Genomic DNA, 19,720 nt, shown 5'->3' on the forward strand with positions numbered 1-19,720 from the left:
ACAGGCTCGAGCCGTGCCCCCAGGAAAGCGTCCGCCGTAACGGAGAACAACGACTACATAGTAGACACATAATAATAAAGCCGTTCAAACTTTACTCATCGTAAAATTTGAACGGCTTTTGATTTTGAGGCGGGTTTTGTCCCACCCCCTTTTATTGTTATTGCGATACTTTTTGGATGAGTACTTCTGCGATATCCGGACGGTTTGTCACGATGCCCATCGCGCCTTGGCGGATGACACGGTTCATTGTTACAAGATCATCGATGTCGCTGTAAATCGTCGGTACATTAAGTTCCGATAAGAACTTAATGAAGCGCGGTGAATCATAATTGAAAACACCCTGCTTTAATGGAACGATGAACAAGTCTACTTTCGGATGATACAGATGGCCGAATTGGCTTGTAAATGATGTCATTGCCTTTTTAATATCGCCTTCACCGGCACCAAGAGCGATGCGGTTTTGCGCGTATAAATTGAAGCGGTCGATTTGTTCGCTATAAGGACTTGTAACGATTACCTGGTATTGAATATTCAATTCTTCGATCAGGCGCCATAGTTTAGAAGGCATTAAGCTGCCTTCATATGTGTCAGGGCTATCCTGAATGTTAACGATAAATAGTTTATCCGGATATGTCTCGATTAATTCGCGTAATGTTACGGCTAGTATATGCTGTTCTCTGTAAGGGAAAGTACCTTCTAAATCTTCAAAGTTATAGCCAATATTGAGTTCTTTTAATTGTTCAAATGTAAAGTCTTTAACAAAGCCGGAGCCATTTGTTGTGCGGTCTACCGTTGCATCATGAAAAGCGATAATTTCTTCATCTTTTGAAAGGCGGACACTTACTGTAAAGCCATCCACACCGATTTCCGCTGCTCGTTCAAAAGCAAGTAACGAATTTTCAGGTGCCAGACCCGCGCCTCCATGTTGTGCGATAATAATTGGACGTTCAAATTGTAACGCTTCTTTTGATTCACGTTTTTGCGGCTTCGAAATCGCTTTTGTTCCTGCCCATGCCGCCGCACTAGCCGCCGCGATTGCTAAAGCTACTTTTGTTTTCTTACCCATTAAATTCGTCCTCCTCTAACCGTACATTGTTTCGTTGAAAGCTATGTGCAATAAATGAGTTTTAAAAGCTTAAAATAGTATGAAGTGTATATCTCACTCTACTATTTTCCATTATAACGGAAAAGAAGTGGAACTGTCTAAACTCTGTTGCTAACAATTTGCACATTTGGTATGCTTTTAGTGAAAAAGACGGCTTGAAACTGAGGGAATTTACAGAAATTTGTTGCGTGATTAAGCTGAATATAAATTTTTTTATGAAGAAACGGGGAGTTTTCCATGAATGAAAGACAAGGTTTAATTATATACGTTCATCAATTAAAACATGCGAAGTCGTTAAGAAAGTATGGTCACGTAAATTTCATCTCCAGAAGATTAAAATATGTTGTGATTTATTGTAATCGAGACGAAATCGAAACATTGAAAAATAAAATACAACGCCTTCCATTTGTGAAAGACGTTGTTGAATCATACCGTCCATTTGTTAAAAATGAATTCGAAAATGCAAAGCCGGATAAGGCAAAAGAGTATGACTATAAAATAGGCCTATAATTTTTGCTTATTGCATCGGTGGTATGTAACGATTTAATCTTAAAATACCAATTAAGTATTGATAATACTGATTTTTTTCCGAAAAAACAGATGAGTGTTTAATTTCAAGAATGTTTTCTTGCTGCTTAACATCTTGAATCGTTTGTTTAAATATCTCAATTCGCTTTGACAGTTTTTCCTCGCTATATGGAATCCCTTCGCGGCAAATATATATTGGCATGAATTTGCTTTCACCTGATGGTTTAAAAGCCACGGCTATTGAAGCGACTGAATTGCCATCATGAGTTGCGGTGAAAATAAATGCGTTATGGAATCGATGCTCATTTGTTTTGACCAGTTCGCAAAGCTCATATATATCGCCATAGCCTTGACCGAGTTCGATAAATTGTTGAATCATTTTTAGCACATCCTTTCTTTATAATAGTAACATGATGCAGGAGGTCAGGCACTTGAAAATTGCCGTTAGTATTTTTTCATTTTTAATGATACTAATCGGAACTATACTTTTTATGCAGTTCCAAGTTTATTCGGATAATGTGGATTCGACAGAAAAAGGCTATCGTTATTCTCAGGAAATTGAAATTGTGTACCGTGGCGAAAGCCTGGATATTCGTCAGCATTTCAAAAATTTGCCGAATGAAGAACTAACGATTGAATGGCCGAAAGCTTCCATTAATCCGGATTGTTTTATAGAAAATGAACATAGCTGTGCACGTTTAAGTGAAGACTCCACGAAGTTTAAAGCGGGAGAAACACGGGCACAATCGATTTCCTATGTCATTCCGTTAACGAACGGCTTACAGTCCCGGAAGCTGATGAAAAATGTTTTTGCTACATTAAAAAACGGTGATGTTCAATTCTCTACAGTGCATATATCCACTGGAAAAGAACTAAATGGACAGTGGGTAACAGGTTTGCCGTTAATCGGAGAGCAAAATTTGTCACTGGTCAACTATTCGATGTTTAGCGGGGAAGGCCCGGTTAAAGATCTTTTTTGGCAAGATGGGGACTTTGCCCTGCAAAATGAAGTGGGCGTGGTTTCCATTTATTCAAGAACTCCTTTAAAAGCTGCATTTTATGAAAAGCTTGAAAAAGTCAATTTTTTAAGCAAGGATCATTTTGCAATAATTAATGGGACGAATATTGATGGTATAGACGGATTCCGTATGCTTTTTGTGCCAAATGCAACAGTGGCAAAGGTGCAGCAGAATGTACTGATTACTCAACTTGAAGCAACTTATGATTTTGGTGACAGTCCGTATTGGCTGAAAGAATTAATGGCATCATTTTTAACGGGTACAGTATTTGGCGGTGAGAAAACAAGGGAAGTCGCCGCAACAATTACCGCCCAATTAACAGACGCTCAGCTGACGGATTGGCAAGAGCGGTTACAGGCATTGGAAGGCAAAAAGATTAGTGGAGAAATGCTCGACAAGGAGCTTTCTGAAGTATTGGGAGCTTCTACGAAATATATTTCAATGAATGCTCAATCAGAAAAGTCCTATCCGTTCTTATATAATGACCCAAGAAATCTATATGTCAATTCGGAAAAGCAGCCCGCCGTTCAGGTTGTATTAAAAGACGGCGAAGTATTGTACGGGGCAGATTTGCTGCTGGAATCGATCGGGTATGATGTAAGTATAGGAGAACACGGGTATTATGTAGTAAGTGAAACACGCGAATTCCGATTCCCGAATGAACCTGGTTTTTATGTATTTAATCAGCGGCGCTATGATACGGTATCGTTGCCGGTTAAACAGGTTGCGGGTCAATATTTCATTGAGGAATCGTGGTTAAAGCGCCTGTTTATAGTTGAAATTGAAAAAACGGAAGACCGAATTGATATTACGGCTCCTTAAAAATTATGAACACGATTTAGTAGGAAAGTTTGGTGGAAATCATGCGCGTTGTTGCAGGTGACAGAAAAGGGATGCCTTTAAAGGCGATTACAGGAAATACAACACGACCGACAACAGATAAAGTAAAGGAATCCATTTTTAATATGATTGGACCATTCTTTAATGGTGGCTTGGCGGTTGATTTATTTGCCGGAAGCGGCGGGCTGGGTATTGAGACACTAAGTCGGGGCGCAGATCATGCGCTGTTTATCGAGAAAGATGCCCGTGCTTTCCAAGTGCTCCAGGAAAATATAAAAAAATGCCGTTATGAGGATGTATCTGAACTTTTCCGTACAGATGCAACGCGTGCGGTGAAGGCATTATTAAAAAGAGATATTGTCATTGACTATCTATTTTTAGATCCGCCATATCACAAAAAGGAATATTATGATTTAGTTGAAACACTTGTTGAAGGCGGGAAGTTGGCGAATGATGCAATCATAATGTGCGAGCATTCAACGGACGTTACATTGCCGGAAAACTACGGCTGCTTTAACCTGGTGAGACAAGAAGAATACGGGAGTACGATCATTTCTATTTATCGTCATGAAGAGGAAGAGGGAGAAATCGTTTGACAGAAAAAATCGCAGTAGTACCTGGAAGTTTTGATCCGATTACGAATGGTCATATTGATATCATTCGTCGGGCAGCCGATGTTTTTGACACAGTATATGTCGCAGTATTAAATAACTCAGCTAAAAAACCATTGTTTACAATTGAAGAGCGCACAGCCCTAATTAAAGAAGTGACAAAAGATTTGCCGAATATTCGAATCGAAACTTCTTCGGGACTTCTGATCGATTATGCCCGCGAAAAGAAAGCGAAAGCTATTGTACGTGGTTTACGCGCAGTTTCCGACTTTGAATATGAAATGCAGATTACTTCGATGAACCGAGTGCTTGATGAAAATATTGAAACATTTTTCATCATGTCAAAAAATCAGTATTCATTTTTAAGTTCAAGTATTGTTAAAGAAGTAGCGAAATACGGTGGAAACGTCAGTGAACTCGTACCAGCTCACGTTGAACAAGCACTAAACGAAAAATTCGCCAAATAAAAAAGAGCTTCTGTGAAGGATAACCCCTTACACAGAAGCTTTTTTGGTATTCGCATAATTATTGTGGGATATATAGTTGCATAACACACCCTATATAAAACCGGAGTTGATTGGAGTGGAAAGCGTCAGCCCGCAACGGAAATCAACGGACTTTATTAAAAAACTTTTTCTACAAAAACAGCAGGAAAAATAATATAGGGATGACGATGCTGTAAAGAACACGTGTAAAAATATACGGACGTATCGCAATATTGGCTGATCGTGCAATTACAATAACCTGCAGATGAATACTTAAACTTTGAGTCGTCAAAAATATGACTGTGAATAATATGAGCATGTCGCCATATAGTTGCTGGTGTAGCAAATGTAACCCGTTCGTCACCTCAAGAAAGCTGGCAATTCCAATTTCTAAATAGGTAGGAATTGATTTGAAAACCATTTCGACACTATGTAGAAACACTTGGTAAATCGTCGTAAAAAAGATGATCGTTGTTGCCACAATTAATATAGTAGGGGCACTTTCCTTGATACTTGACGTAAATGGCGTCGGGTCTTTAGGTGCTCTATGCACTTCTTTAGAAAGCGGAGGACATAATTTGTATACGGCAATCAATAAAATGAATGAGAAGCTATGTAATAAAATCAAATATTGCCAGCTGAATGTTGTGGAATTTAATAAATCGCTACCGACAAAGCCGAATAAAAAAAGGGGGCTTGGACAATGGCAAATACCTAGCAAATAGGCTGCTTGCTGCTTTGTAATCGAATTACGTTTAACGAGTTGCGTAATTGTAGCAGCACCTGTAGGATACCCCCCGACGGCACTAATTCCGTAAGTTTGCAAAAAAACGAAAAACGGTGAGTTATTATAAGAATGCGTCAATTTTAAAAGCCATGTCGTCAATACTAAATACGGCAGTAAATATGGAAATAAAGCTTCCATAAATAGCGATACACCAATATCTGCACCTACATGTGTCACTTCCGGGAAAAATAATAATAAACTAATTAATGCAATACATAAAAGGATTGTCCAAATATTTTTCATCCTTTTCAATATTTTGTCATTCGCTCGTTCAAATGCTACACTAATTGTATGCAATTGAAGTTTAAATTAGTATTTCAACTAATCGGCAAGTAATTTTTAAGGAACGAATTTTTACATAAAACCGTCTTATAATTTGTTGGTAGCTGACAAAAATTAGTCCTGATACAATTACGCCAATGCGAAATCGATTATATATAGAGGAGTCTAAAAAAATGGGGAATAAAGGTAAAATAGCATTCGGCTTGTTTCTGATTATATTAATGGGTTTGTCTTTCTACAGGTTGGATTTTTATATTACAAAACCGGGTGGTACATATAATGTAAGCGAATTTTTGGCGATTCAAAATGGTGACCAGGACGATGAAGGTTCATTTTATATGACGACCGTTGCAATGGGGCAGGCGACTCCGTTAACTTATGCAATGGCAGCCGTAGCGGACTATTATGATATTGTAAAATTAACAGATGTACGCCAAGAGGAAGAAGATGACGAAGAATATAATGTTCGTCAGTTGAAATATATGACGGACTCCCAGTTTAATGCAACGTATGTAGCGTTCAATCGCGCAGGGCTTGAGTATCAGGTGACGTACAAAGGACTCTATGTATTGAATGTACTTGCAGATGGTGCTGCAGACGGACATTTAAAACCGGGAGATGAAATAGTTGAAGTGGATAATGAGCGTATTGATAGTTTGGAGACGTTTCTTACTCTCATAACACCGAAAGTAAAGGGAGATCAGATTAATCTAGTCGTAAAACGTGATGGAAAACTTATTGATGAAACGCTGGAAATTAAAGAAATACCAGGTTCTGATGGACGTATCGGTATCGGTATTACCTATTCAGAAAGTAAATCAATCAAAACCGATCCGAAAGTGACCGTCAAAACAGAGGATATTGGCGGACCGTCCGCCGGATTAATGTTTACACTGGAGCTGTTAAATCAGCTGATTGATGAAGATTTAACGAAAGGCTACGAAATTGCAGGTACCGGTGAAATGCTGGAGGATGGAACGGTTGGCCGAATCGGCGGGATTGAGAAAAAGGTAGTTTCTGCGGATAAAGAAGGCGTCGATATTTTCTTTGCACCTGATGATGAAATAACAAAAGAAATGCTTGAGTATAACCCAAGCATTACTTCAAATTATGAGGTGGCAGCCCAAACAGCAAAAGACATTGATTCCGACATGAAAGTCATACCTGTCAAAACAATAGATGATGCTCTGAATTATTTAAATCAACTACAACCGAAAAATTAATAGCGAATAGGCGGAGTTTTATAATCTTCGTCTATTTTTTTATTTGAAAACTGCTGTATGCCTAACTGATACATTTGGGTTGCGTGCAGATCAATGGCCAATACCGGATCGCTGACAGCTGCAACCCGGCTGATAAGCGGCAGGGAAAGGGACTTTTTAATACTTGAAATATATTGCTGTCCAGCTGAAGTCATGCCTAATATCCGAATGTACGCAGGGCTTGAATAGGCGTGTAACTGCTCTTTCGTGACCCCTGTATAAATATGTGTCAGCATTCTCTGGAGCCTTGTCCATGTATAGCGCTTCGATTTCAACGCATTCATAAACTCCTCAAAGTCAGAACTTGTTCTTGCATACTTAATAAGTGAGTTTTCAAGCCCTTCTGAAACATCTGCGTACTGTTTTAACTGCTGGGGAGTATGTCTTAAAATAGCATACTGTAAAAGTGGCCAGAAACTTTCCCAGCTTGCAAAACGACCATGTTCAGCCTGCCAGTTTTCTAGTTGATCAATACTTGGTCCGGGTAAATATTGTGTAACCTGCTCGAGCGATTTACCGTTGAACAATGCCTGACGGATGCCGGTAGCGCTGGCAATTTCACTGTCTGTATCTATCGCATCATGATATCCTGCAGCAATTCGCTGAATGGTGGCAGGCCGCATAACTGTCCGATTCTTCTCGATTGCTTCGACGTAATGGAAGCCTAATATATTATTTGGTTGCCCTAAATCAATGTATGCATCCGGGGAAAGTTGTTTAAGCTGTTCATATGCCTGAAAAAGAGCTTGCGGGTAGCTTTTGCCCTGCTGGATTGTTTCTTTAATGATGGAGTTATAGAGTGTGCGATTGCTCTCAATTAAGTGATAGGTGTTTAGAAAGGGCGTGATGCTTCCTTGTTCGCTCCCAAATGCTAATGTGGTACATTGCATTGCTTCCAGCAGCTGTACAGCACCTGAAGCAAAATCAGTTGCCTGAGCGGTACTGAAAATATAAGGAAGCTCGATTACAACGTCCACTCCGCTTGCGAGTGCCATCTTTGTCCGATGCCATTTGTCGACGAGTGCTGGTTCTCCTCGCTGTAAAAATTGACCGCTCATAACAGCAACTGCAATATCACTGTCCGTTGTGCGTTTTGCTTCATTTACGTGATGTAAATGGCCATTGTGAAACGGATTATATTCAACAACAATACCGACGGCTTGCATAAACTTCCCCCTTACGCTAAAATAGTTTTTTGTTCGCATCAATACATTCGAAATGAATGTATCTTTGCAATATGTTAGAATTAATTTGATTATAAGCACGTTTTGTAATAGTGACAAGAAATTATCTTGACATCTTTTTTTATGGGCTATATAATAAACAGTGTTGTCTCGAGGTGATTAACGAATGAAATGGTCAATTCATCAATTATCAAAGTTTCGAAAAGACGGAATGCCGATTGATACAGTTGTTCAGTTGGATGAAGTAAAAACTCGTAACCCCGATATTCGAAGCGTTTCACCCGTTCATGTAAAAGGGCTTTGTACTTTTGGTGCATCGCAAATGACTTGTCAATTAACGATTAGCACTACGTTGACGCTTCCATGTGCACGCACGTGGGAAGATGTTGAATATCCTGTGAACATTGAAACGGTAGAAGTTTTCAGCTGGACCGATGAGAGAAATCGCGGGGATGTTGAGGGCGATATCCATTATGTTGATGGTGACGTTGTTGATATGAAACCAGTCCTGGAGGAATTAATTCTTCTGGAAGTACCGATGCAAGTATTCAAAGAGAATACCGAAGGACAAGTGCATGGCGGTAAAGGCTGGGACTATTCAACGGATGAAGATGTAGAAAAAGCTAAGGAAGTTGACGAACCAAAATTGGATCCAAGACTGGCTGCTTTAGCTAAGTATTTTGATCAAACAGATGAATAAATATCTGTAAGGAGGTGCCATCAATGGCTGTACCATTTAGAAGAACTTCTAAAACTGCAAAAAGAAAGCGTCGTACGCATTTCAAACTATCTGTACCTGGTATGGTAGCTTGCCCAAACTGTGGAGAAGCTAAACTATCTCACCGTGTTTGCAAAGCTTGCGGACAATACAAAGGTAAAGAAGTAGTAGCGAAATAATTCAGTATTTACGCTATATAAAGACTAGTTAAGAGACCATGGCTCTTAACTAGTCTTTTTTCTGTTTTTGTATAGAAGCATTGTCAAAACAATAGCACTCCACTATTATTAGAATAGTTTGATATATCGAAATAATTACTAAAGGGGATGGGGAAGTGGATTATTTAATTCAGAATGAAGATGGGATTCTTACATTTACGATTAACCGGGAAGAAAAAAGAAATGCTATAAACTATGCGGTGATGGATGGTTTAAAAGAAGTTATTGCTTACATAAAAGAACATAATGATGTGCGCTTTTTAGTTATTACAGGCGCCGGGGAAAAGTCGTTTTGCTCAGGTGGGGACTTGTCGGAGTTTCACAGTTTGGAAACAGAAGAAGAGGCGTTCGGCATGCTGAGTAAAATGGGGCATATTTTGTATGACTTAGCGACATTGCCTGTACCGACAATTGCTTTAATAAATGGTACGGCTGTTGGTGGCGGTTGTGAAATTGCGACAGCCTGCGATTTCCGGCTGATTTCATCACACGCCAAAGCCGGATTTATCCAAGGGACTCTGGCGATTACATCTGGATGGGGCGGAGGAACGTATTTGTTTGAGCGTGGGCTTCGTCATGACCGTGCATTAAAAATGCTGGTCGATGCAAAACCGTATGACGCGCAAACGTTATATGAGATCGGCTGGGCAATGCGTGTCTATATTGAAGGAACAAAAGAACAGGCTCTTGCAGATTTCATCGAGCATATGGCGAAGATCCATCCTTCTGTCCACCAGGCATATAAAGAGATTGAATTAAGAAAATGGCGTGAACGCAACATGTATGAGCGAGTGATGGAAGAAATCAGACTATGTGCAAAGCTGTGGGAGTCCGAAGCTCATCATAAAGCAGTGCAGAACTTCCTTGAGAAGAAAAAATAATCCGTCAGCAAATTGCCTGACGAACCCTAGTTACGACGAAAACTATTTTTCTCGTAACTTTTTTTGTTTTTAAGTCTATTTTGTTCATCATGGCATATAGTAGTAAAAAATATGAGGTGGTGCAACTGTGGAGCAAAAAAGAAGGAAAGATCAATGGACAATTGCAGACGATGAAAAGTTAGCGGAAATTGTGATTCAGACAGTTCAAAACGGGCGTACACAACTAGAAGCTTTTGAACAGGCGGCACAGGAATTAAACCGGACAAAGCAAGCTTGCGGCTTTCGCTGGAATAAAACATTGCGAGCGCAGTATGGACAGGTTTTGAACAGTGTCAGAAAGCGCCCGAAGCAGTTGATGCGCAGTCACTTAAAGCTGGCGTTATCTAGTTTTGAAGAATTGACAGAAGCATATAACGAACTAGAAATGAAATATTCGGAATTGCAATCAGAGTACGATAAAATAACGAAGTGGTTACAACAAGGCGTAGCTTTAACTAAAGGGAAACCAAGTTAAAGAAAAATGAGTTGTAAATAGAAATAAAATAATTTTTCGAGAAAATAATTGTAATTAATTTTAAGGCTACTTACAATAGAAGTAGAAACATAGCGCAAGATGCGCAAATATCTTCTAACAAGGGGGCCTTTTGCATGGCGGAAGTAAAAGCACAGATGGCAGGAACAGTATTCGAGGTAAGTGTTAAAGAAGGGGACAGTGTGACAAAAGGGCAGACACTCATCATTTTGGAATCGATGAAAATGGAAATTCCGCATGAGGCGGAAGCGGATGGGACAGTAGCAAAAATTACTGTTGCTGAAGGAGATTTTGTTGAAGAAAATGATATTTTAGTAGAATTAGCTTAAGTGATGGAGGAAAGATAATGACACAGCCTACTTATAACGAACACTTACAGCAAAAAATAGAAGAAATATATGCAGGCGGGCAACCAAAATATCATGAAAAGTTAAAAGAAACGAATAAACTTTTTGTCCGGGATCGCTTGAAACAACTATTTGATGATGGAATCTATGAGGAAGATGCACGTTTCGCAAATTTTGAGGCCGGTGATTTACCTGCAGATGGCGTTGTAACAGCCATTGGGCAAATTGACGGGCAAACTGTTTGCGTCATGGCAAATGACTCTACCATCAAAGCTGGGTCATGGGGTTCGCGAACAGTTGAAAAAATAATCCGTATCCAAGAAACTGCGGAAAAAATGCAAGTACCAATGCTTTACTTAGTCGATTCTGCAGGGGCTCGCATTACAGATCAGCTGGAAATGTTCCCTGGGCGACGCGGGGCAGGCCGTATTTTCCATAACCAGGTACGTATGAGCGGAATGATTCCGCAAATATGTATTCTATTCGGTCCATCTGCTGCAGGAGGAGCCTATATTCCGGCCTTTTGTGACATCGTGATAATGGTGGACGGAAATGCTTCAATGTACTTAGGGTCACCGAGAATGGCTGAAAAAGTTATCGGTGAAAAAGTTTCGCTTGAAGAAATGGGCGGAGCGCGTATGCACTGTACGGTCAGCGGCTGTGGGGATGTATTGGCTGCAAACGAAGAAGAGGCAATCCGTGAAGCGAGACGTTATATCAGTTATTTCCCTGCAAACTTTGCGGAATTCCCGCCGATTGATGAAGCGAAGGCACCGAAAAGCGGGAGAACACTGGAAGAGATTATTCCGGAAAATCAAAATGCGCCATTCGATATGTATGAATGTATTGAACAGCTGATTGATGAGGGCAGCTTTTTTGAAATTAAAAAGCTTTTTGCTTCCGAACTGATAACAGGGCTTGCCCGTATCGATGGGCAGGTTGTAGGGATCATCGCCAATCAGCCGAAAGTAAAAGGCGGCGTATTGTTCATCGATTCTGCCGACAAAGCGGCGAAGTTCATAACACTTTGTGATGCTTTCTCGATTCCGCTGCTATTTTTGGCGGATGTACCGGGCTTTATGATCGGTACAAAAGTTGAAAAGGCGGGCATTATTCGACATGGGGCGAAATTTATATCGGCGATGAGTTCGGCGACAGTACCGAAAATTTCGGTTATCGTTCGTAAAGCGTATGGAGCGGGCCTTTACGCGATGTGCGGACCGGCATTTGAACCGGATGCGGTCATTGCATTGCCGACTGCCCAAATTGCAGTAATGGGTCCTGAAGCGGCCGTAAATGCTGTTTATTCAAATAAAATTGAGGCGATTGAAGATCTGAAAGAGCGAATGCAGTTTGTGAAACAAAAAATCGAAGAATACAAGGAAGAGATCGATTTATACAAATTGGCTTCCGAAATGGTAATTGATGATATTGTCGCGCCAAATCAACTAAGACATACATTAATTCAACGCTTTAATTACTATAATTCGAAACAAATTGTCTTACCGTATCGAAAACATCCGGTATATCCAGTATAATAAATTTACCTAAAGGTCTGTCTTGAAGGCAGACCTTTTTAATTCGAAATAAATTTGAGGTATAATATAATGCGAATTGAAATCATTGGGGCAGGTGCAGTTGGTTTATTAGTAGCAAGTTATTTTGCTGAAAAGAATATGGATGTGTACATTGTCGGAAAACCTGCTGAGAAAACTGTATATAAGGACATCCAGATTGCCAGGACAAACTTGAATCAGTCTGTTACAACCGTCAACGTTAAATATATTTCGGCAATTTCCAATGAAGCAGATCTAATCATTGTAGCTGTGAAATATGGACAACTTCATGAAGTGTATACAAGTATGGAGCATGTAAAGGAATCTGTTCCACTATTATTTTTGCAGAATGGTTTAGCACATTATGACGAAGCACTTGGATTAAATAAGGCCCATATTGCATTTAGCTCGATTCAGTTCGGGGCTCTTAAACTGTCACAGTATCATGTCTCCCATAAAGGGGAAGGTGTGATGAAAGTTGCTGTAGCAAAAGGGAATCACAGCAAGTTTGATTTCCTGAACGAAATTTCGACGTCCGGATTGCCGATTGTCTTTGAGCAGGATGCCGAAATGATGCTGATGGAAAAAGCGCTGCTGAATTGTTTTATCAATCCGTTAACCGCGATTTTGCAGGTGAAAAATGGACAGCTGATTACAAAGAGCGATACATTGCAATTACTGAATAATTTATATAACGAACTTATGACGGCATTTCCGCAATTTAAAGAATCGTTCCAATTTGAACAAGTTGTTGCACTTTGTGAAAGGACAGCAGAGAATACATCGTCTATGCTGGCGGATCGTCTTGCAAACCGCAAAACCGAAATTGATACTATAGCGGGGGCGATTTTGAAAAAAGCGGAGCAAAATGAGAAAGAATTACCTGTGTTGCAGACACTTTATCATCTAGTGAAAGCATTTGAAGAGAGCGGTGAACACCTGTGATATTATTTTTCCGATATTTGGCGGCAACAATTATTGTATGTCCGATTATTGTTTTTATCACTGTGCTGCTCGTATGCCGTAAGCTTCGGGTGAAAAAACATAAAGCGATTGGCATTGCAGCGGATATTACAACATTTCTTTTGTTATTTTCGATACCAATTGCGTTACAAGGCATATGGAATATTGGTATATTAATGCCGATGCTAATTGTCATGCTCGTAATCGCGATTGTTTTTACATATGTTGATTGGCGAACGAAAAAAGAAATTGAATTGAAGCCATTACTGAAAAAAGTTTGGCGCTTTTACTTTCTATTGTTCAGCATCACTTATTTTATAATTTGGATTGTTGGAATCACCCATTCAGTTATGATGTTTATGCTGGTTGATTAGGGTGGCTAAACTTTTCTTTTACTGTAAACTAGTATCCGGGAAAACATAAAGCAAAACAATGATAAAGGTAATTTCAAAATTGAGTAAAGAGAAGTAGAGGAGAATTTTCATGGAGCTAGAACAAATAAATTCACCAGTAACGAATAAGCTATTAGCGGACTATTGGTCGGAAAATGCCGATATCCATTCGTTTTTTGAATATAAATATAATGAGGGAGCTTTTGATCAACGATTTGCATATTTAAAAAATCGTACATATCGTTCGAAAGAATTGGCTCAAGTTATCCGCAGTTTTATGGAGCGGTATGGCATCTCGGAAAAAACTGCGCACCATTTAGATGAACTAGAGCAAGGTGCGGTAGTTGTAGTAGGTGGTCAGCAGGCTGGTTTGCTGACAGGTCCACTCTATTCTGTTCATAAAGCGATTACGGTTATTCTGCTGGCGGAACAACAAAGAAAAATACTAAATGCCCCGGTCGTACCGATGTTTTGGATTGCGGGTGAAGATCACGATATTGAAGAGATCAATCATACGTATACAATGGCAAACGGCGAAGTGAAAAAACGTGGTTACAGTGAACGTTCTAAGCTGAAGAAAATGGCTTCGACTACAGAATTGAATAAAGAAGCATTGCAACAGTTTATTTTAACGGTATTTAAAGATTTCGGGGAAACAGAACATACTGCAGACTTACTGAGTAATGTAATGAATCATGCGGAAAACAGTGAAACATTCACTGATTTCTTTACATTGCTCATGAATGATTTATTTGAAAATCACGGTTTATTAATGCTGGATGCGACATATGGGCCGTTCAGACAATATGAAAAACAATATTTTGTCCAATTGATTGAAAAGAACGAATCGATTGCAACAGGTGTAGTAGCTCAGGAAAGAAAGCTTGCCGAGGCAGGCTATACAATGCCGATCGAAGCTACAGAGCAAAATGCGAATTTATTCTACATTAAAGAAGGCGAGCGATTTCTGCTTGAGCGCAGTGGCGGCCGTTTTAAAAATGGATCAGCCCATGCGGATTTTTCAGAAGAAGAATTAGTTGCTATTGCGAATGAGTCCCCTGAACATTTAAGTAATAATGTTGTGACGAGACCATTAATGCAGGAAATGGCTCTCCCGGTACTGGCATTTGTCGGCGGTCCCGGCGAACTGGCTTATTGGGCAACATTAAAGCCTGCATTTGATACGTTGGAGCTGCAAATGCCGATATTTGCGCCAAGGCTCAGCATTACGCTTATTACACGACAAGTTGATGCATTACTGGAACAAAAAGAGCTGTCTGTAGAGGATGTGCTGACTGGTAAGGTAGAAGAACATTTATCGCAATTTGTGGAAAGTGTGAAAGACGAACAAGTAACGCGTGCAATTGAACAGATGCAAAAACAGATGGAAGAGCAGTATGAACAGCTGACGAGTTATCTGCAGCATGGCAACTATCATGTAGAAGATTTACTGGAGAAGAATAAAAATTACCATGAACGCCAGTTCCAATATTTACGTTCGAAACTGGAACAGCAAAATATAGAAAAGCATGAAGTGGCTATTCGCCACTATAAAACAATCCAGTCGCTGCTATATCCGAATAATAGTTACCAAGAGCGACTGTATAATCCTTATTTATTTCTAAATACCTATGGGGAAAAGTTGATTGATGATTTATTGGAGTTGCCAATGAGTATCTCTATGAAACACCAACTTATTACCTTTTAAAAAACAGGAGTTATCTCATATGTAGATAACTCCTTTTTGTGTCTTTTGGCACCGAACATATGTGTGAGAATATGCTCATTTACGTAATTTTGTTTTATTGGTATGAGAAGCAATGAATTTGGTGGTAGAAAGTGGGGGGATGTGGTACATTATTTATTAAAGTGGGGTGAGTAGCATGTTCATGGGAGAATATCAACATTCAATCGATGCAAAAGGCCGTATGATTGTCCCTGCAAAGTTTCGAGAATCACTTGGAGAACACTTTGTAATAACTCGCGGGCTAGATCAATGCATTTTTGGATATCCTATGGATGAATGGCGAAAACTCGAAGATAAATTAAAGGATTTACCGATGACCAAAAAAGATGCACGTGCATTTGCGCGATTTTTCTTTTCTGGGGCAACAGAAGTAGAAGTGGACAAGCAGGGCCGTATTAATATTCCATCTACACTAATTGGATACGCTAATCTTGAAAAAGAATGCGTGATATTAGGGGTATCGAGCAAAATTGAAATTTGGGCAAAAGAATCTTGGCAGCAATACTTCGAACAATCGGCAGAATCATTTGATGAAATCGCAGAAAATCTGATAGGCTTTGATTTTTAAATTTAGTAGAAGTTGAAAAATTAAAAAATGGTCACTATTACAGAACCGACATGAACTTTTAATCCGGGTGTAATGGTACCGACACGTAATTGAATTAATATTAAGAGGTGCTTTAAACTATGTTCGATCATACAACCGTATTATTGAAAGAAACTGTTGATGGGTTGAACATCAATCCGGATGGTATTTATGTAGACTGCACATTAGGTGGTGCAGGCCATAGCGAGTACCTTGTACAACAATTGTCAGAAAAAGGCCGTTTGATTTGCTTTGACCAGGATACAACGGCGATTGAAAACGCAAAAGTACGACTAGCCGATTATTTGGATCGAGTGATTTTCGTACACTCAAATTTCCGCTATTTAAAAGAAGAATTATACAATCTGAACATTCATCAGGTAGATGGAATTTTATATGATCTAGGTGTTTCATCACCACAGCTTGATACACCTGAACGAGGATTTAGTTACCATCATGATGCACCGCTCGATATGCGGATGGATCAGACTGCAGAATTGAGCGCATATCAAGTTGTGAATGAATGGTCATACGAAAATCTAGTACGTATTTTCTTCCGTTATGGAGAAGAGAAATTTTCAAAACAAGTTGCGCGCAAAATTGAACAAGCCCGAGAAATTGCTCCTGTTGAAACGACAGGTCAATTAGTAGAGCTTATAAAAGATGGTATTCCAGCCCCTGCACGTCGCAAAGGTGGACATCCTGCAAAACGAATCTTCCAGGCTATTCGAATTGCTGTAAATGATGAATTAGGTGCAGCGGAAGATTCTTTAGTAGATGCAATCGATTTATTGAAAATTGGTGGTCGTATAAGTGTGATTACTTTCCACTCATTGGAAGACCGCTTAACAAAAACACTATTTAAAGAGGCTTCATCATTGCCGGATTTACCTCCAGGTTTACCTGTGATTCCGGAGCATATGAAACCAATACTTAAATTAGTGACAAGAAAACCGATTTTACCATCAGACGAGGAGTTAGCTGCGAATAATCGTTCACGTTCAGCAAAATTGCGCATTGCTGAAAAAATCAACGATAAAGGACGTGGGTAAAAAATGGCAGTAAGAGCAAGACAAACCTATATACAACAGCAGCCAGAACTACCTCAACATCAGCAGCAGGAACAAAGACTGCCGGTCCAGCCGAAAAAACGCAAAGCAAAGTATTTTTCGGCGCAGGAGAAGTTTTTGTTCCTAGTATTTGCAATCGTAGTAGCATCTTTCGCTATTTCCATATTACATACTCAAGGAGAAATCCAAACGCTCAGTATGGAAATCCAAAAAATCGAACACGACATAACTGAAGTCAACAATAATAATACAGATTTAAAAGTACAAGTAAGTGAACGCTCCACTCACCAACGTATTTGGGAAAAAGCGAAAGAACTCGGATTAACACTAAATGAGAAAAATGTGAAAGTAGTGCCGGGAGAATGAAAAAGAGAAGATTTCGTTACCAGATAGGAGCCTTTCTAATGTTTATATTCTTTGGAGGGCTCTTTTTACTATTATATTGGCGTTTTGCGTCAATCCAGGCGACAGGAATGGTAAAAGGGCATGAATTGGAAGAAGAAGCATTATCAAGGTACGAAACTGGATATGTGTTATCTGCAGACCGTGGGAAGATTCTGGACCGCAATGAAAATGTCATTGCCGAAGATACATTAAGCTACCGTCTTGTAGCCGTAATTAAAGAATCGGCAACAGAAAATAAAAAAAATCCACGGCATGTCGTCGATAAAGCCGAAACAGCAAAATTATTGGCACAATACATTCCGATGGAAGAAGAAAAAATTTATGAACGGCTAAATCCTTCCAAAGATTTATATCAGGTAGAGTTTGGTCTGGCAGGGCGCGGCATCAGTCATGAAGTAAAAAAGAAGATTGAAGAGCTGAATCTGCCTGGCATTCTATTATACAGCGACAAAAAACGCTATTATCCGAACGGCGCCTTTGCCTCGCATCTTATAGGTTTTGCATTGCGTGAAACCGATGATGACGGAAATTCGTCGGTAGTCGGGAAAATGGGACTTGAATATATTTATGACAAGCAATTGACAGGAACTGACGGGAAGTTAACCTACCAGCGCGATGCCCGTAACTACTTATTGCCAAGCAGCGATAAAGTCGTACAGGAAGCACAGGACGGGAACGATATTTATTTGACAATCGATAAAACAATCCAAAACTTCCTGGAAGAAGCAATGTCACGAGTTAATGATCAATATAAACCACAGTCTATGGTTGCTGTCGTGGCAAACCCGAAAACGGGAGAAATCCTGGCGATGTCACAACGGCCTACGTTCAATCCTGACACGCGTGCAGGGTTAGATGGCAACTGGCTGAATGATGTGGTTGAAAATACAATTGAACCGGGTTCCACATTTAAAACATTTACGGTTGCAGCCGCAATCGATTCGGGGAACTGGCATCCGAATGCCACATACCAGTCCGGACAGTACAAAGTTTATGAAAACACGGTACGTGACCATAATACACATGGCTGGGGGAAAATCTCCTATTTAGAAGGAATTCAGCGCTCTTCAAATACGGCAATGACGAATTTGCTTGATATTATGGGATGGGAAACGTATGAGAGCTATTTAAAGGATTTTGGTTTCGGGCAAAAAACAGGCATTGACCTACCAAATGAAGCGAGCGGCATTATTAACTCACGCTATCCTTTAGAGAAGTATACGACAACATTCGGTCAAGGTTCGACTGTTACTCCGATCCAGCTAATTCAAGGTTTAACTGCAGTAGCAAATGACGGGAAAATGATGCAGCCATACGTAATTGATAAAATTGTCAACCCGAACACAGGTGAGACTGTAGTAGATTCAGAACCTACTATAAAAGGTGAGCCGATTTCGGCAGAGACAGCAAAGCAAACGCGTGAAGTTCTGGCTTCGACTATTTACGGGGAAGCCGGGAATGCGAAACGTTTCCAGATTGATGGCTATAAAGTTGCGGGGAAAACAGGAACTGCCCAGATGCCGAAAGCCAATGGTATCGGTTATGACTGGGGGAAAAATGAATTCCTCTATTCATTCTTAGGGATGGCACCAGTAGAAAATCCGCAGCTGGCTGTATTTATTGCCGTTGCAAAGCCGAAACTGGAAGCAACGGAAATAGGCTCTGATCCGGTTTCCCAAGTATTCAATTCTGTTGTTCTGAACAGTTTAAAGTACATGAATATCAATCCTTCGGACGTAGCGGAAGTCGAAACGGCAAATGTTGATAATTATGTTGGGAATCAGACAGATACGGTTATGGCTCAATTGGAAGCGGAAGGACTGGTACCTGTAATTATTGGTCAAGGCGGAGAAATTACGGAACAGTTCCCTGCAGCAGATGCATCATTAACAAGTGGGAGCATCGTTTTCTTAAAGACAGATGGAGAAATTACATTACCATCGTTTAGTGAGTGGTCACTTCGTAATTTACTTGTTTATAAATCACTATCTAAACTGCCGATTGAAATTGTCGGGGAAGGCTATGTAGAAAGCCAAAGTGTTTCCCAAGGGACGCCGATAACAGATGATTCACCGATCGTCGTCAAGCTGAAAACTCCCGAGGAAAAACATTTGACCCCTCCGGCGGTGGATATGGAGCTGGAAGAAGAGGTTGACGAAGAATTTATTGAAGAAATTCCACAAGATTAGAGAGATTTGAATA

At 40.0% G+C, this 19,720-nt stretch carries 22 protein-coding genes; 18 read left to right on the forward strand and 4 right to left on the reverse strand.

The genetic code is table 11. The annotated features are described in order from the left end of the window. Positions 1-157: 157 nt before the first annotated feature. Positions 158-1,066 (reverse strand): glycerophosphodiester phosphodiesterase family protein, encoded by a 909-nt coding sequence (locus tag MKX73_RS11415; RefSeq protein WP_340717537.1) that lies wholly within the window; start codon positions 1,064-1,066, stop codon positions 158-160. A 276-nt stretch (positions 1,067-1,342) separates the two neighbouring features. Here MKX73_RS11415 and MKX73_RS11420 point away from each other — a divergent pair, with 276 nt between their 5' ends. Next, a complete protein-coding gene (locus MKX73_RS11420) occupies positions 1,343-1,615 on the forward strand; it encodes a YlbG family protein (protein WP_008403430.1) in 273 nt (90 codons plus the stop codon). A gap of 7 nt (positions 1,616-1,622) precedes the next feature. On the opposite strand, the gene MKX73_RS11425 is transcribed toward MKX73_RS11420, so the two are convergent. After that, positions 1,623-2,012 carry a DUF7147 family protein gene (locus MKX73_RS11425; RefSeq protein ID WP_251689531.1) on the reverse strand — a complete coding sequence of 130 codons (390 nt, stop codon included), beginning with the start codon at positions 2,010-2,012 and terminating at the stop codon, positions 1,623-1,625. A 52-nt stretch (positions 2,013-2,064) separates the two neighbouring features. Between MKX73_RS11425 and MKX73_RS11430 the strand changes: the two genes are divergently transcribed. From MKX73_RS11430 to coaD, 3 genes are read left to right on the forward strand one after another with little or no spacing between them, the layout of a single operon-like run. Further along, the gene (locus tag MKX73_RS11430) at positions 2,065-3,474 is read left to right on the forward strand and encodes an RNA polymerase II (RefSeq protein ID WP_340717538.1); all 1,410 of its coding nucleotides are present in this window, start codon (positions 2,065-2,067) and stop codon (positions 3,472-3,474) included. Positions 3,475-3,515: 41 nt separating this feature from the next. After that, entirely contained in the window at positions 3,516-4,088 is a 573-nt protein-coding gene (gene rsmD, locus MKX73_RS11435; protein ID WP_340718891.1) for a 16S rRNA (guanine(966)-N(2))-methyltransferase RsmD, read from the forward strand. After that, the gene (gene coaD / locus MKX73_RS11440; RefSeq protein ID WP_340717539.1) at positions 4,085-4,570 is read left to right on the forward strand and encodes a pantetheine-phosphate adenylyltransferase; all 486 of its coding nucleotides are present in this window, start codon (positions 4,085-4,087) and stop codon (positions 4,568-4,570) included. Before rsmD ends, coaD begins: the two co-directional genes overlap by 4 nt. 169 nt (positions 4,571-4,739) lie before the next feature. On the opposite strand, the gene MKX73_RS11445 is transcribed toward coaD, so the two are convergent. Then, positions 4,740-5,618, reverse strand: coding sequence for a hypothetical protein (locus tag MKX73_RS11445; protein WP_340717540.1), 879 nt, complete (start codon positions 5,616-5,618; stop codon positions 4,740-4,742). Positions 5,619-5,830: 212 nt separating this feature from the next. Here MKX73_RS11445 and MKX73_RS11450 point away from each other — a divergent pair, with 212 nt between their 5' ends. Continuing rightward, on the forward strand, positions 5,831-6,880 hold the full coding sequence (locus MKX73_RS11450) for a SepM family pheromone-processing serine protease (RefSeq protein ID WP_340717541.1): 1,050 nt from the start codon (positions 5,831-5,833) through the stop codon (positions 6,878-6,880). Here MKX73_RS11450 and MKX73_RS11455 read toward each other — a convergent pair. Further along, positions 6,877-8,085, reverse strand: a complete 1,209-nt coding sequence (locus tag MKX73_RS11455) for a nucleotidyltransferase (protein WP_340717542.1) — start codon at positions 8,083-8,085, stop codon at positions 6,877-6,879. The genes MKX73_RS11450 and MKX73_RS11455 overlap by 4 nt on opposite strands. Before the next feature lie 184 nt (positions 8,086-8,269). Between MKX73_RS11455 and MKX73_RS11460 the strand changes: the two genes are divergently transcribed. The 13 genes from MKX73_RS11460 (at position 8,270) to MKX73_RS11520 (ending at position 19,707) form a co-directional block, all read left to right on the forward strand. Beyond that, positions 8,270-8,803, forward strand: a complete 534-nt coding sequence (locus tag MKX73_RS11460) for a YceD family protein (RefSeq protein WP_340717543.1) — start codon at positions 8,270-8,272, stop codon at positions 8,801-8,803. Positions 8,804-8,826: 23 nt separating this feature from the next. Continuing rightward, entirely contained in the window at positions 8,827-9,000 is a 174-nt protein-coding gene (rpmF, locus tag MKX73_RS11465; RefSeq protein WP_008403415.1) for a 50S ribosomal protein L32, read from the forward strand. 155 nt (positions 9,001-9,155) lie between these two features. Then, on the forward strand, positions 9,156-9,920 hold the full coding sequence (locus MKX73_RS11470; protein WP_340717544.1) for an enoyl-CoA hydratase/isomerase family protein: 765 nt from the start codon (positions 9,156-9,158) through the stop codon (positions 9,918-9,920). A gap of 127 nt (positions 9,921-10,047) precedes the next feature. Then, entirely contained in the window at positions 10,048-10,434 is a 387-nt protein-coding gene (locus tag MKX73_RS11475) for a transcriptional regulator (protein WP_339175443.1), read from the forward strand. 134 nt (positions 10,435-10,568) lie between these two features. Next, positions 10,569-10,781, forward strand: a complete 213-nt coding sequence (locus MKX73_RS11480; RefSeq protein ID WP_079524997.1) for an acetyl-CoA carboxylase biotin carboxyl carrier protein subunit — start codon at positions 10,569-10,571, stop codon at positions 10,779-10,781. Between the two features lie 17 nt (positions 10,782-10,798). Further along, positions 10,799-12,337, forward strand: coding sequence for an acyl-CoA carboxylase subunit beta (locus MKX73_RS11485; RefSeq protein WP_340717545.1), 1,539 nt, complete (start codon positions 10,799-10,801; stop codon positions 12,335-12,337). Positions 12,338-12,406: 69 nt separating this feature from the next. Continuing rightward, positions 12,407-13,300 (forward strand): ketopantoate reductase family protein, encoded by an 894-nt coding sequence (locus tag MKX73_RS11490; RefSeq protein ID WP_340717546.1) that lies wholly within the window; start codon positions 12,407-12,409, stop codon positions 13,298-13,300. Beyond that, entirely contained in the window at positions 13,297-13,692 is a 396-nt protein-coding gene (locus MKX73_RS11495; RefSeq protein WP_340717547.1) for a DUF3397 domain-containing protein, read from the forward strand. Before MKX73_RS11490 ends, MKX73_RS11495 begins: the two co-directional genes overlap by 4 nt. A 109-nt stretch (positions 13,693-13,801) precedes the next feature. After that, positions 13,802-15,418 (forward strand): bacillithiol biosynthesis cysteine-adding enzyme BshC, encoded by a 1,617-nt coding sequence (bshC, locus tag MKX73_RS11500; RefSeq protein WP_340717548.1) that lies wholly within the window; start codon positions 13,802-13,804, stop codon positions 15,416-15,418. A 175-nt stretch (positions 15,419-15,593) separates the two neighbouring features. Beyond that, the gene (mraZ, locus tag MKX73_RS11505) at positions 15,594-16,025 is read left to right on the forward strand and encodes a division/cell wall cluster transcriptional repressor MraZ (protein WP_014824545.1); all 432 of its coding nucleotides are present in this window, start codon (positions 15,594-15,596) and stop codon (positions 16,023-16,025) included. Between the two features lie 119 nt (positions 16,026-16,144). Continuing rightward, positions 16,145-17,095 carry a 16S rRNA (cytosine(1402)-N(4))-methyltransferase RsmH gene (gene rsmH / locus MKX73_RS11510; protein ID WP_340717549.1) on the forward strand — a complete coding sequence of 317 codons (951 nt, stop codon included), beginning with the start codon at positions 16,145-16,147 and terminating at the stop codon, positions 17,093-17,095. A 3-nt stretch (positions 17,096-17,098) separates the two neighbouring features. Then, entirely contained in the window at positions 17,099-17,479 is a 381-nt protein-coding gene (gene ftsL, locus MKX73_RS11515; RefSeq protein ID WP_340717550.1) for a cell division protein FtsL, read from the forward strand. A gap of 38 nt (positions 17,480-17,517) precedes the next feature. Beyond that, entirely contained in the window at positions 17,518-19,707 is a 2,190-nt protein-coding gene (locus tag MKX73_RS11520; RefSeq protein ID WP_340717551.1) for a penicillin-binding protein, read from the forward strand. The last annotated feature ends 13 nt before the right edge of the window (positions 19,708-19,720 follow it).

The organism is Solibacillus sp. FSL W7-1436 (genome assembly GCF_038007305.1).
Classification (GTDB): Bacteria; Bacillota; Bacilli; order Bacillales_A; family Planococcaceae; genus Solibacillus.